The 14691-nt window shown below is 49.4% G+C and carries 7 protein-coding genes; all 7 read right to left on the bottom strand.

Translation table 11 applies throughout. The features are described 5' to 3' along the window. Positions 1–18: 18 nt before the first annotated feature. The 7 genes from AC0YN4_RS21375 to AC0YN4_RS21405 all read right to left on the bottom strand — a co-directional run bounded on the left by AC0YN4_RS21375 (position 19) and on the right by AC0YN4_RS21405 (position 14059). The gene (locus AC0YN4_RS21375; RefSeq protein WP_475836719.1) at positions 19–1695 is read right to left on the bottom strand and encodes a bifunctional diguanylate cyclase/phosphohydrolase; all 1677 of its coding nucleotides are present in this window, start codon (positions 1693–1695) and stop codon (positions 19–21) included. Further along, on the bottom strand, positions 1679–3577 hold the full coding sequence (locus AC0YN4_RS21380) for a SpoIIE family protein phosphatase (RefSeq protein ID WP_475836720.1): 1899 nt from the start codon (positions 3575–3577) through the stop codon (positions 1679–1681). Before AC0YN4_RS21380 ends, AC0YN4_RS21375 begins: the two co-directional genes overlap by 17 nt. Next, complete coding sequence (locus AC0YN4_RS21385) at positions 3574–3966, bottom strand: DUF1987 domain-containing protein (protein WP_475836721.1); 393 nt, start codon at positions 3964–3966, stop codon at positions 3574–3576. Before AC0YN4_RS21385 ends, AC0YN4_RS21380 begins: the two co-directional genes overlap by 4 nt. Before the next feature lie 11 nt (positions 3967–3977). Then, the gene (locus tag AC0YN4_RS21390) at positions 3978–4526 is read right to left on the bottom strand and encodes a SiaB family protein kinase (RefSeq protein WP_475782494.1); all 549 of its coding nucleotides are present in this window, start codon (positions 4524–4526) and stop codon (positions 3978–3980) included. A gap of 277 nt (positions 4527–4803) precedes the next feature. Further along, entirely contained in the window at positions 4804–5364 is a 561-nt protein-coding gene (locus AC0YN4_RS21395) for a GNAT family N-acetyltransferase (protein WP_475836722.1), read from the bottom strand. Positions 5365–5547: 183 nt separating this feature from the next. Continuing rightward, positions 5548–6405, bottom strand: coding sequence for a metallophosphoesterase family protein (locus AC0YN4_RS21400; protein ID WP_475836723.1), 858 nt, complete (start codon positions 6403–6405; stop codon positions 5548–5550). A 193-nt stretch (positions 6406–6598) separates the two neighbouring features. After that, complete coding sequence (locus AC0YN4_RS21405) at positions 6599–14059, bottom strand: immunoglobulin-like domain-containing protein (RefSeq protein ID WP_475836724.1); 7461 nt, start codon at positions 14057–14059, stop codon at positions 6599–6601. Between the last annotated feature and the right edge of the window lie 632 nt (positions 14060–14691).

The following is a 14691-nucleotide window of genomic DNA, read 5'->3' on the forward strand; positions in this document are numbered from 1 at the left end:
CTCCTCTTCGCCTCTACTCTATCGTTCTGGCTGGATTATGGCTACGTTTGGCAAACGCTCAGAAATTGCTTTGTCGTCACCTTCACGCAAGAATGCCAGCCACGCAGCCGCCAGTTGAGGATCAAACTGCCTGCCGGCCAGCGCTTCGATCTCGCGCTGTGCTTCACTCGCACATAAGGCTTGTTTGTAAACCTGATCATGTGTCATGACATCGTACGCATCCGCAATAGCAAGCAAACGGGATAGGTATGGAATTTGCTCCTGTGACAGCCCATAAGGATAACCGCTGCCGTCCCAGCGCTCATGCATGCCTCGAATCGCTTCGGCAAGCGCCCATTCGCCGATAGAAGCCGCCATCCGGTAGCCAACCTCACTATGGCTCTTAACGATCTCCCATTCTTCTTCGTTTAACGAACCAGGCTTGAGCAAGATATCAGAGGGAAGAGCCAAATAACCGATATTATGCATGGAAATCAGCGACTCCAGCACCTTCATGTCATGCGAGCTCGGCTGCATGCCGATCCAAAGGGCGAAGCGGGTTGCCTGTTCAGCCAGCCGCCTCTGATTCTTTCTCTCCACGAAGAGCTTGTCATGCAGTGCGGAAGTCACGCTTTTCATCATCTCGGCACGAACCAGTTGATTCTCCCGAAGCTTATTCTTGTACATCTGCTTCTCTGCGGCTACAAATGCAGTCATTAACGGCATGTCCGTATTCACGATTGCAGCGGATCCGATTGCCATGGATACTTGCACGGAATCGATGGTCGACTGCTCGCATGCCGCCTTCAACCGAGCTGCTGCAGCATCGCAATCATCCTTGTCCGTGCCTGGCAGAAGGACTACAAACTCGTCCCCGCCCCAACGGGCCATTGTCGCCGTTTCGTCATCGAACACAGATTGTATCAGCTCTGCGCTGCGAACTAACAGTCGGTCGCCTTCGTGATGTCCGAATACATCGTTTGCCAGCTTTAAGCCGTTTAGATCAATGACAAGCACACTGACGGGCAGCCACTCAAGAGGAGGAGGCAGACTCAGAACAGGCTCCAAATAATTCCGGTTATAGAACGACGTCAACGGATCCCGATAACTTAAATATCGAATGCGTTCTTCGGAAGCAATTCGTTCCGTTACGTCGGTTATAATAAGCAGCAATAGGGGATCATCGGTCATTTCATCTACGATGGGGCGGTATTCCAGCGTCACGACAGCCTCCCCGATCATCGTTCTCTCCGGCATACTTGCAAGCAGCAGCCGGCCTTCGTTCAACGAAACGCCGGCACTTAGTGCCATGCTTAACAACTTGCGAAGTGTCGGTACATCTTCATGGGTCGAGCCGAAGAGCAAATCGACAATATCCTCTCCGAAGACGCTTCTGCCGAAGATGCGCTTACACTCCTTGCTGAACTGAGGATTGACGCGCAAATTGGAGCCGAATGTGAGGAAGCCTTGATTCGCATGATCCAGCAAACACTTCAAATCATTCTCGCGGCGCCTGAGCATGCTTGACTGCACATCGCTGATAGAAGCGATCTTCTTGGACAATTTCATCAGCTTCTCGTATTCAAGCAGCAGCCCCTCATACTCCTTTTTCAAGTCGTCCGCCGACAGCTCAGAACGCTCCAGCTCCTGCTTGCTTCGGAAGAGCACGCTCTGCTCATGCCGATAGATGTCATTATGCTTATCCAGATTCCTCATTCGATTCCCCTCTGTACCTGTGCTCGTCGTCGCCTACAAGAAAAGAAAGCACTGTAATATCATCACGCTGTCGCACTTCTCGCATATAGGATTCGAGAGATTGCATAATCTTATCGCGCTGCTCCGTCTCCTTCAAATCCCAAATGGACAGTAACAGCTCCTCAAACCGCTTTCGCCCGAAGGCATGATCCCGGTCTCCACCGTTCTGGTCCATTAGTCCATCCGTTAAGAGATACATTCTTGCTTGGCCTTCCGGCAACGCAACATTCGTAAACCGGTAATCGCTTGGCGTGCGCCGATAGCCTATGCCGCTGCGGTCTCCCTTCCACGACTGCAATCCATCCGAGTCCAGCCTATATAACCAGCAGGACGCCCCGGCAAAGGTTACAGACCCGTCTTGCTCTATGGCGCATAAGCCGATGGACAAGCCGTCGTCCGTTATCCCCTCTTGCCCCCCGCGATGCAGCGTTTCCTTTATCAGCCGGTTCAGCTCCTCCAGCATATCCGCCGGGGTATAACCCGCATCAGTCTCTACAATACGATTGAGTGAGGACAACGCCAGCATCGTCATGAACGCTCCGGGGACGCCATGTCCCGTACAATCTCCCACCGCAACGAAAGTTCTGCCGTGCCGCTGCGACACCCAGAAGAAATCGCCGCTGACAACATCTCTCGGCTGCCAGACCACGAAAGGTGCTCTCAGCAGCTCCTCGATCGCCTCGGGTTTCGGTAGAACGGATTGCTGCAGCAGTCGAGCATAATTAATGCTGTCCAGCATCTCCTGGTTACGCTCCGACAGTTCCTTCGTCCGAAGTGTAATCTCCTCTTCCAGCCGCTGGTTCAAATCAACTGCCCGCTTGTACGGATTTGCAATTCTTCGAGAGATATAGAAGAAGAATCCAATGGTCCCCAGAATGGTAACCAAAGCCGCGAAGGCCGTATTCCAGCGTATCGACTGCAGGAAGCCTGTCGTTTCCCGTCTCTCTACCTCGACGTACAACTGATGATCCGTCGATCTCAGGTGCTGTCTGATTAAGTCCACTCTGCCGGCTTCTGGCCGATCATAGTCCAGAACGACCATATTGCCTTTCTTATCGCCGTCGATCTCCGACAGCTGACGTTGTGCCGAATCAGGCAGCACCTCGCTAATATTGCGTCCGTTATCGGAAGCATCGTCGGACAGATAAATTTTCCCATCGCTGCCGGTAAGCCATAGATTGATCCCTTTACCGTCCTTATACGTATCAAACTCCTCCGACAGCTCATCCAGCTTCATGCCTACGCCGACGATACCGAGCGGCTTGCGGAGATCATCGCCGGCCAAGACGTTGATGAAGGCGAATACGCCATGAAGCTCCTCATTATTATCAAAGTTGATGGATACCTGCCGCCCAGCTGCCAACGTATCGAAGAACCAGGCGTCCGAAGGATCTTCCTTCTTGATAACGGACAGCAGCTTGCCGTCGTAACTCCAATACTTGCGGGTAGATACGCCTACGATAAACGTAGCGCTGTAGCCGAGCTCCTCGTGCAGGTAGCTTGTCTTCTTGCTGATCATATCGGCAAGCCGTTTGTCCTTCTCTTCACCGGACAGCCACTCCAACACGAAAGGGTCATGGGAGAGCGTAAGCGACGTTTCCACTGCTCGTTCAATTCTACCGTCCACGCGTGCCGAGATAGAGTTCGCGAGCGACTGCAGATCACGCGTCTTCAGCTTATGCAGCGCTTCCTGCTCCGTGACTCTATAGATATAGGAACCTATCAGAATAATCGATAGAGCGATTAATGCGCTAGCCAGCACCATTACCCTGCGAATGCCAATATCTAATTGTCCATCAACAATACCCCTTGGCGCAATCCGCTGCAGCCCCTCTTCCTTCACGCTCCCGTACCTCGCGGGAGTATAGCGAACGGCAACTGCAGGTCTTCCTTAAATTCTTCCGCACATTCCTGTTCTGCTTCATTCTCTTCGTCGCAGAACCAGCGAACCTCGATCTTTTTGCCGCTTACAAACGCCTTGTCCAGCCTTTCCAATATATGCATTAAACATTTGGTGCTGCTCGTATTGACGTATGGCAGCTGAAGCTCAATTGTGACAATGGTGCTCTGCTTCATTTGATCCAAGTAGTCATCCAGCCAATTCATCAGAGGTTCATAGAATCGGAACGCATTCTCAGGAAAGGATTGACCTGTTATAACCAGCGTTCCTGCTTCCGGATCGAACCGGACCTCTGGGGTGCTTTTCGTTGATTCAACATATAATGAATTCATGCTGACACTCCTCATACAGTGGCCTTCAAAGTAAAAAAAGATAACCCATTATTCCGATCTACGATGGAATACTCCAGCTTAGAAGACGATTTACGCGCCATATCGATGAGTCCAAGCCCAGCGCCCGTTTCCTCCGGCGCGATCTCCGCTTTCAACTTCATTTTGTACAACGCTTTAAGCTCCGGCTTGTCCATCAGAATCAGCGAATCGAGATAGGCTTGAAGCGTTTGGGCATCCTCGTTATGGATCAGATTGCCGGAACAGACCATATAGCCTGCATCTTCCTGCTTGCCGATGGTCACAATGCTCGAATACAGCATTAAGTCATGATGAGGACTGCCGGACTTTGCAACATTATATTTATTAATATTTTGCGTTTGCTCGATGAATAAAGAGAAGATGTTGTACACTTCGTTCTGTGGACGGTGCTCCGTTTCCAGATAAGATTTTACTGCCTCTCCATATTCTGCAATAAGCGCTTGCGACAATTTCCCTGAGAAGCAGATCAGGATTCCGTGAGTACGCAGCGCTTGCTGTACTTCCAACACATCAATCATCATGAGTCAGCCCTATCCCCTAATCCCAAATTTATATCCGCAGCTTGTAACCTCGGATACGTCATAGCAATGGAATAACATATCTTTACACATTCGACAACCCCTCTCTTCCTCCTGCCCCAATGTATGAAAATAGAATCATTCTCGCTCGAAATTTGTCGAATCGCGAAATGAATCGAACCTATAATAAGAAAAACCGTCCACTCACATCGTGAGAGACGGTAATCGCATCATTGTCATCCTTTATTACAGCCCTAGGGCTGCCGTTTTGTCGTTGTTGTTATTCTATATCTCCGCCACGGTATGCTTTCTCATGATACTTGGTGATGAAGGAGAACAGCGATTGTCCATCATCCTCCGGGTTAAACGCAGGCTCCAGCGGCAAATACATCGCCTGATACGTCTCAGGCACCCAGATGTAAGGATGCACATAACTGGTGAGCTGAAAGCCTATCCGCTGCCAGAATTGGATGCGCTCCGCATTCTCTTCCGTTTGCTCCGCTTCAACCTCGATAATGATCGCGCGGCATGATTCCGACGACCTCGCCCACTCGCTGATCGTTTCCACACAATGGCGGCCAAGACCGCTGCCTCTTCGACTTGCCCGCACGGCGAGATAATCGAGCACGAGCACATGCGCCTCACGGTCAGTAGCTGTCAGCGCCATAGCGACGACTTCGCCCGCCTCCATCCATGTATGCAGCTCGCTCAGCTTGCGCTGAAACATGCGGCGGATCACGCCTTCGCTCTTCCCTCTATGTTCGGGAAAGGCTTCCCGGTACACCGGCTCTACCTTGCGCCACAAGCGCTCATCCCAATTCGATGTAACTTGATAGTTCATTAACGTGACCTCACAGGTGCTCGCTCGAGCTGATTGATGACAAATTCATTTTCTCGCGTGTTCCTAACTACCCTTCTGGTCATTATACCACACGGTCTTGACTTCCAAATCGTGAACGAGGAAAGACCCAAGCGTGGGTTGCAGTTCAGGGTTCGCTTGGGTCTTTGTGTTTGTGGAGATTTCTTATAGGGGTTGCGCCGCTGTTGATGTTCGCAAGGAAATCACGCATCGTCGGTCCGCATCTTGTCCCCGGCCGTCCGGATTCGGGTCAAAAAACGGCATATACTTGTGCATCAGATCGGCATGCTCCATCATCTCATCGTCTGCCACATCCAGCGTGGAGATTCGGATATGCTCTCCCTCAAGCTCCACAATCCGGAAGTCAGGATAATCCAGACAAGCTGCCAGCTGCACGAACGTCCAATTGTTTTGGGAAACGATCGAATTCACATGTGTGTGACCGTTGAAATACACGCCTGTTCCTTGTTGTTTTCGGCTCAGAATGCGCCACATGTCAATGTTGGGATGAATCGATTCATTGTTCATGTCCGATCGTGTTGTCGTCCTATAAACAGGGTGATGACCGAAAACAAGCAGCGGCTTCGAGCCGGATCGCTCCACACAAGCCTCCAACCAACGAAGCTGTTCCTCGTCCACCCAACCGCTCCAGTCCATAATGTCCAGCTCTCTGGCCGTATCCAGAAACACCAGCATCGCCTCGTCCGTATCTATCGCGTGATAGCGCTGCTGCCCCGTCATCTCCAGCACCTGCTCGCGTGTCAGTAAGTAAAGATCGTGGTTGCCCAGCACATGAATGAATCTCCGATCCCGCTTCTCGTAATGCAGCAGCTCATAAACGCCTTGTAACTCCGAAGGCGATCCCACATTCGTCAGATCTCCCAGCGATATATGCCAATCCCCAACCGTATTCATAAAACGCCCCAGCAACTTGTGGTAGAAAGCAAACCTAGCCGCAGCCAGCCCCGGAATCAATTCTTCGATATCGTGATAATGCAAGTCACCCATCAGAATCAATCTCATTAGCTCTCTCCTCCTGGAAAAACCTAATTTAGCTTCTTTCCTAATGGTAAAGAGCAACTATTGATTGGTTATTAAGTGGGGGAGGAGTTTTTGTAAAGGGGAGAAGAAGCCAGGAAACTAACCCTGGCTTCTTCTCTAATTTCCTTAGTCTGAATTCGTATCACTTGACGCCAGGGATTTTGCCCCAGTTGGTTTAACTCAGGTGCGGGCTCGGCTTTGGAGACACAATATAGATTTCACGGATTTGCGTGTTTCCTTTTGTGTCCACATAGACTTTATATTGGCCTACTTCGTACGTACCTTTCGCGTTGTTTTGGATAGAGAATGTTTTTTGGATGTCGATAAACGAACCGTCGGAATACTTTTCTCTAACCACGATAGTCAAGTTGTTTTTATTACCTTTGAGTTTTTCTACGTAAGCCGTTGGCGTCGCGTCGATCACCGTGACAGGAGGCGCAAGCAACGCCATTAGCTCTGTTTTAACTTGGCCGTCTGCCAGAATAGTGACAAAGTTGAGAGCCAAAGCGATATCGGCAGCTGATCCAGACTCGAGCGCCTTTGTTACGGCAGCCTCTGCCGATGCTTCAAGCCTTTCATTGTATCCGCCTTCGCTTAACAGATATACATTTGTAAATAATTCCGAACTCTTTAATTGCCCGCTTTCAACTTCAAATGTGCCTCTGGTGCTGTCAGATTCATTCGGGCCGTCAGATTCATTGAGCATGACCGATACTCCGATTCTTCCGTTAGCGAGTAGCGATGCAGGATTATTATGAACGGTATTAAACGGAATTTTGAGACTGTAAATCGTCTGTTTAGTCGCTTCATTTCTCGTAATCTCTGCCACAATGTCCGTGATCGGAGCAGTCGGTGCATTAGAGCCTGTTGGACGAGTCCAAGCCCATTTGATGACTTCGTTGTCATTGGTGAGCGTGAATCCCAACTCATTCCGCGTCGTACTGTTGGTTGCAGGATTGCGTAAATCAATGCCTAACTGCAAATTATCCTCTCTCCATATATTGCCTCCGGACTGACTATTGAAGTGTACGTCGTCTGTAACAACAATGTAGGCGTATAAATTGCTGTCATCCCATGCAAAATGCGATTCTACGCCAAGGTCTTGCGGACCATCCCACGTTCCCGCGGTTACATAATCTTTTGTGTTCATTACATATGCGGGAGTTGCGGCACTTTGGGCCGGATTTCCCGGACCGTTGGAGCTTACCTTTTCAGCGTAAGATGCGTCTAATTTAGCCGTATATTTGTATGTCTTTCCGTCTTCGAGTTGAAGCTCGAACGTGATCAGACCTGCAACATAATACGGTAAATCTACAGTTACGGATTCGCCTGCCGCAAGCGCGTTAAATGGGATTGGAGTAAAATCTTCAGCATAAGACGCTGGGGATTCAATTGTCAGTGTCCCTGGCGCAGAGGTTTTTCCTCCGACATTATACTTGAAGCTGAATTGCTGCTTAGTTCCGTTATTCGTAAGGCTAAACACAAACGGTTCCGCCAATAGATCCGAGCCGTAAATGCCATACGGATTGTCGACTGGCGTGCTGTTTCTCAAACCGGATGCGTAATAGTTGTTGCTAAGCTCGATCGATGTGCCGCCCGTGCGCAGCATGGCATACACATTATTATTCTGACCGTTCTTAGACGGTTGGAAGTAAGAGGAGTATACATTCGCTTGACCGCCGTAGACGTCTATACCCGGGTTGTTGGCCGGCAGCTGCGTAAAGTTTCCTTGCTGGATACGAACGATACCGTTATTGACTACCGCTCCCGCTACGCTTGGGCTTCCCCAGAACGCGCTGTTGTACAGAACAAGTTCAGCGTCGGGGTGGATTTTGGCGGTATTCGGTACATCGCCCATACGGATATACGCTCTGTTTGGCTCCGTTGCGATGTTCGTATTCACCAGTTCAGAGTTGATCGCGATGATCTGGGTGTGTTCGTCCGCGTCTTCCACATACAAGGAGTACGCGCATCCGTCCGAGCCATGACCGATCATCGTCAATTTTCCCGGGTATGCGAATTGGCCGTTCCCCAAGTCTCTCTTCAGGAAGTGTACGCCGTATACCGAACCATAAACGAAATTGTTGAAAATCGTCTCGTCTTCCACATCGGAGAATTTGAGCGCACTTAGGTATCTCTGTACGAATCCGTACACATCGCCTGTTGGTGCCGTATAGCCTTGACCTCCCGGAAGTCTCAAAGCGTAATGCGGATTGAGTTGCATATTTCTGATAAATCCGCCTTCTCCGCCTCCGCCGACCCAGATGCCTGCTCTTAGGAGCGTGCCGCCTAAATAATCGACATAGTGACCGTCGGTTCGATAGGAAGCAAGGTCAATGCCTTTATCCCCGATCGGGATCGTTATGTTGATTGCATATACCCCTGCACCTTGACCCTGTACCAAGAACGGCGTTTTTAGCGTTTGGTCAGGATCGTTGAGGTTAACGTTCGTTAGATTCGCTTGCGTAATGTTAAGTCCTCTGAGACCTGCGTTTGCTTTAAGCTGAATGAGAGAGCTTCCATTTTCCCCTTGAGCGCCGCCGGTGTAAGTTGTAAAGATCGCCGTGCCGCCGCCTTGCGTATGGTGCTGTACGTCCCATGTTCCTCTAAGTTCAACACCTTCGGGAACGATAACAGGATTATCCAGTCTATATCTTCCGCCTGGCAAGTATACAGTGCCGCCGCCGTGATTAGCTTTAATATAGTTTAGTGCGATTTGCAATTCTGCAGCTATATCCACAGTCGGCACGTTACTTGTTAAAGAACGCGGAAAGTCAAGTCTGAGCACTGCGCTTGATGTCGGTCTCGGGTGTACGTCAATATCTGTTTTGACATCCTTCGGAATCGGTTCAAACAGATAATCGATGTCATTCACGATCTGTACCGAGGTGTCATTACCGCCACCCTTAACGTCGAGTTTAAGGTTATCGATGTGGGCGGCAAGGTTAGCGCTCTCGATGTTAAGGTTATAACCGGAATTTACCGATTTAAAAGTTCCGAAGTCTGTTCCGAGATTTGCATGTTTGTCTGCTTGTTTGAAGTTGCTCTGACTGACTAATGCGTTGCCTCGATTGAGGAAGTTCAGCGCGAAATTGTCATATTCGTCGAAGGTACAATCCTCAAACGATATCACTCCGCCTCTGGCGTTGCTTACAATCGGACCTTGGAATGCAACTCCGTTGAACTGAACCGAAGTGTTGAAGCGTTCGTTGACATATGCTGCAGTGTCGCCGCCAAATTCCGAATTCGAGATCAGCAGTCCGAAACCGTTAGCGTTGTCAATATAGATGCCCGTTTGACTGTCTTCGATCTTTAATCCGTAGAACTGCGCGTTCGGAGATTCGTCGCCGCCAGGTTCTCTTCCGATCCACATCCCCGTCTTATACCCGGTGACATTTAAACCAGAGACATATTCCCAGTCGGAACGATGCATCATAAATCCGGTAGCGTTCGCTCTTGTGTACGCTTTCGCAGCCGATAGCGTCGGAGCGCCGCTAAGCCCTGAATTCGCCCAATAGTTCGGATCAATATTAACGTTCTCGATCCGTCCGATATCTGTACATGTGTGAACCACGATTCCTTTGTAGAGAGCCGTCATCTTGCTGTTCAGCACATAATGCATTTCGCTCGGCAGCGAGATGAAGCCTCCCCAAGCATTGACAAGAGTAACGTTATCCAGCGTCACGCTGTTTCCGGTTCTCTGATAGAACGTCCACGGATACGGAATTCCATGAATAGTCTCGAGTTCCCCTGTCTTCTGACCGTTGTCGTCCCTCTTCTCAACAACGGTTTCAGCAGTAATATCCTGTTCTGGATACCATACCGAGACGTTAGTTACACCTGTGCCTTGTTCCATGTCTATAAATCTATCGGACACATTCGCTACTTTTTTGCCGCCTGTCTGATTTTCTCTCTCGTCAGAGTCGACATACGTGTCATAATTGGCGGAATTTTTGCCGGCATATACCGCGAGAATGGTTCCGTCGATTTTACCATCATAATTATCCGCATCCGGGTTATCCCATTCGCCGCGGAGCTGTACGCCTGCCGGCAATTTTAAAACTTGTTTATATTCGTAGGTTGTATTGCCGGTCGTGCTCTTAACGCTTATTGTGCCGGTAGATTCCGTACGGAACGCATAAGTTCCAGCCGGAATATAGACAACGCCGCCGCCATCAGTATAAGCCGCGTCAATCGCCGCTTGGAAAGCCTCTCTGTTATCTGGATTAACGATGCCTTCATTTTGTGCCATCTCATCGGTTATTGCACCGAAAGCAAGTACGTTGTAGTCAGAGATCGCCCAATCTTTCGCGCCCTGTACCTGAGTAATTGCCGTTCTCATGTAACTTACGTAATCATGTCTATTCGGAACTGTCAGTACGAATGATTTCTTCTTGATTACAGGAGCGGAAACTGGACCTCTTGTAACCGTCGCGGTAATCGTTACTTCACCGCCGTCGTCCGGACGGTTTGTCGGGATCATGCCTGCAGCGGTTATGAGGTTGGCAGCGGATGTCTCCCATGTAATATCCGTCATATTCTCGCCCATTGACGGAAGAACCAAGTTCGTCGTCACATTAGACTCAGAAGCATTCACGCCTTTGATTGCATCCCATGTCAGCTTGTTCAACATATTCTCTACTGCAGCCTCGTCGGTTCCGGCACCTGTCCCGCGAACGACGATATTAAATGTTTTGGCAACCACTGCCGCGCCTTTGCTTATGGTCGCCGTGAGGGTTACGGCTGCATTGGCTTCTTGACGAACTACTGCGCCGGTGTTGCTGTTTATAACCGTGTTATTAGTGGACGTCCACGCAATGTTCGTTCTCGCCGAACCCGTCGTAGTAAGAGTCAAGCCTGCTTCAACCAGATCCTGTCTGGTATTCGTGCCCTTGATCATGTCCCAGATCAACGCGTCCGAAGCAAGCTGTACCGCTTCTGCATCCGTTGGCGGAATTTCGGTTACGCGCATGCTCTGAATGATTGCTCCTGCCGTTGCGAAACGGAAATGCGCACCTTGATTCTGTGCACCTATTGCAAAATTAGCTCCGTTAAGCACAACTTTGGACGTTACCCACGTGCTGCCGCTTCCTGCCGCCGGAAGGCTCGCTGATCGATACGCATCAAATCCGGAGAAACTGCCAGGATATATCGTGTTGTAATGTAACGCAATACCGCCGGTTGCGCTCGGCCTCCAGTATGTGACCGTTAATTCGACCTTGTTTACTTGTGCAAGTCGAGGGTCGTTTACGATGACGTACATAAAGTCGCCAACCTTCGCAGCGCCTACACCGCTTTGCGGTGCGACCGCCACTGGGACACTGTCTCCTTCGAGGCTGATGCCTATGCCGCTCCCTTGAAGTTTGTTGACGGATTGAACAAAGGTGTCGGGATTGTTCAAGTCAATGAACACTTCAGCAAGCTCATTAGCCGTACTGGATACTGTCAAGTTAAAAGCTACATGAACAGGTGTTGCGCTACCTTTGCTTATTGTCGCAGTAAGGGTTACTGCCATGTCTGCGACAGGGTCGCGAGTTACCGCGCCAGTTAAGGTATTTATGACACCTGCCGGTGCAGCCGACCACGCTATAGCCGTATCGTTCGTACCCGTTGTCGGAAGCGTCAGCCCGGTTCTTACTTCGGATTGAATCGCGTTCGCATTCCTGATCGCGTCCCATGTCAGATGATTTGCCGCGTCTGTTATGGCTTGCGTGTCGTCAAGATGCTCCACTTTCACTCTAGTATGCGTTCCTGCGAAAGGATATTGCGTATTTTGAGCCGTGCGTGCGAATGTATAATAGGTGTTGCCCGTTGGCTTTGTAAATGTCGCCGTATACACGCCTGCATTGAGCGTACCCGTCGTCCAATCGCCGACTGCAGGAGCGTTACCAGAGGTGTTGATTGCGAACTGAACAGCCTGACCGTTTGATGGCGCTGTCGCCGATAACGTAACGTTGTCGGTTGTTTCAATTGCTGTGGCAATCGGTTTCGGCGAATCCACGGTATTCTGGAAACGCGGGTTCTTGATATAGATGTCGCCTTGGGGCACAGCAGCCCATTGCATTTGCAACCTTCCTGCTTGTACCGTGTCCAAATTAACGGGATTGAACCCATTAGGAGAATTGGCTGCTGATAGTTTCGCATATACCGTAATCCATTCATTAACATGTCCGCTTCTAATCTCGTTAACGTTAAGGTTAAGCCGCGAGTTGGTGTCAACACTATTACCGCCAGCCGCTATGGCAATCCAGTTGTTGCCACTGAGATTCAGAAGATCTGTATGCGTAACATACATATCAAAAACGAAATATTGATCCGCATAACCTAATACATTCTGATTGCCGCTGCTGCTAATAAAGCGGGCATCCCAAATCCGTTCAGCCCCCGCGCCAATCCTTCCGGCTCCCAACTTAAACGCGTTGTTTCCGTCCGGTGCAGTCGCGTTCGTTCCCTCATTGCTATTCGGAAAAAACGTCGCAGCTTGAGCATTTACCGCCGACGGCACAGCTCTCACCGTCAAAGTAAACGTTTGCGTAGCACTTGCAGCACCTTTGGTTATTGTCGCCGTGAGTATTACGGTTTTGTCTACTTCTCTGTTCAATAAACGATTGACGCTTCCAGTGTTGCTTATTGCTGCATTGTCCGAAGACCACGCTACGTTAGTTGTTCCTATAGCTGTCGGAAGATTAAGTTGCGATTTCACATCGTTATTCAAAGTATTACTACCTTTAATCGCATCCCATGTCAGAGACGCCGCTGCTTCATTTACCAATGTTTGTTCGTTAATAGAGGTTACGGTAATTCTTGAAGATGCGCCGCTGTAGTTGTAGCTGCTATCTGCTTTCGAGCGTGCGAATACATAGTAGGTGTCTGCTGAAGGTAAGGTGTCAAATTGATAAGTATACACACCACCGTTATTCATTCCATCTACCCAACCGGATGCAGGAGCGTTTCCATTATCGCTTATTGCGAACTCCACTGCTTGCCCGCTAGCCGGTGCGTTCGCTGTTACCGTTTTTGTTGCTACGTCAAGCGCGGGGACCGTTGATTGTGAAACCGGGACTCCTAACGTACTCTTCTGGAAACGCGGGTTTTTCATGAAAACGCTGGTATTAGGGACACTCGTGCCCCATTGCAGATGCATGGCCAGTCTATTTACCTGGTTTAGCCAGGCATCATCGAAATTCCCGGCTACGGCACTTGACGACGATAGCTTCGTATAGACTGTCGCCCATGTGCCTACTGCTGCAACTGTTACCCCGCTTAAATTAAGCTGGAGACGAGAGTTGGTGTTAAAGTCATTTTTTCCGTCGCTCACAATGACGAGCCAGTTATTTCCTTGCATATTCTTGAAGCCCTCATTAGGAACGTACATCTCGAATACGAAGTAGCCGTCTCTATAAGCTGATAGATCCGGATGTGACGTCACGCTCGGCGTGAAGAGGTTATCCCACGGCCCCCCGTTCTTTGAGGTTCCGGTGTTTAAGCTCCACGCGGTCTGACCGTCCGGTGCAATGGTTTCTGTCGCCGTATTCCCATCTGCGCCTGCATTTACGGTCAACAGATTTACGGCATCTCCCCATGCCGCGCTGACTGTCGTAGGAATCGAAAACCAATTTAATAGCATCGCTGTCATAAGGAAATAGACTAATATACGTCTTTTTATCATTCTTAAACGTCCCTCCATATCTAACCTATTTATTAACGTATGGGTATTGATGTGGGGTCCAGCAAGACATTTACCCCCATCCCATCAGGATCCCAAGTTTCGCAAAGTGTGGTCTGACAACACTTTCTCGCTTTTATGTTCGCTGCCGCATCACCTCTCCTATTCACTGTGCCTAATCTGGTATAAGTGCATCCGTCCACAATCGATCTGGTGTTAAGGTATTCACGGGCAAAAAAATAACAGGATTCAAAAAGCGATAAGCGTACGTGCAAATAACGTAATCTTACTCCTTTTTAAATCCTGTCATCATTTTTCAGAATGAACCTCTGCCTATTGTGGACTAGTCTTATCATACGTCTGTTGCAATTGAGTTCCTATAAGGTAATCTTCTCCTTTACGAGGGCAATATTGTCTTAATGAGAACGGGGCCACTGTTAAGAAAGTGGGCACTTGATAAGTGTATTTTAGTTGCGATGTTTGTAGTGCATTTCCTCGATCGGTCAGGAGATTCGTAATCTAAAGAACCATGAATCCTCTAAATCGTAAAAGAACTCGATGTAATGAACCTCACCCATATGCCAATTTGTATAACAAAAGCC

It is taken from the genome of Paenibacillus sp. J22R3 (assembly GCF_056269305.1).

What these genes read in the sequence shown, in the direction of transcription:
- AC0YN4_RS21375 (WP_475836719.1), bottom strand. Translation starts at nt 1,695, where the DNA reads ATGAGGAATCTGGATAAGCATAATGACATCTATCGGCATGAGCAGAGC.
- AC0YN4_RS21385 (WP_475836721.1), bottom strand. Translation starts at nt 3,966, where the DNA reads ATGAATTCATTATATGTTGAATCAACGAAAAGCACCCCAGAGGTCCGG.
- AC0YN4_RS21390 (WP_475782494.1), bottom strand. Translation starts at nt 4,526, where the DNA reads ATGATGATTGATGTGTTGGAAGTACAGCAAGCGCTGCGTACTCACGGA.
- AC0YN4_RS21395 (WP_475836722.1), bottom strand. Translation starts at nt 5,364, where the DNA reads ATGAACTATCAAGTTACATCGAATTGGGATGAGCGCTTGTGGCGCAAG.
- AC0YN4_RS21400 (WP_475836723.1), bottom strand. Translation starts at nt 6,405, where the DNA reads ATGAGATTGATTCTGATGGGTGACTTGCATTATCACGATATCGAAGAA.
- AC0YN4_RS21405 (WP_475836724.1), bottom strand. Translation starts at nt 14,059, where the DNA reads ATGACAGCGATGCTATTAAATTGGTTTTCGATTCCTACGACAGTCAGC.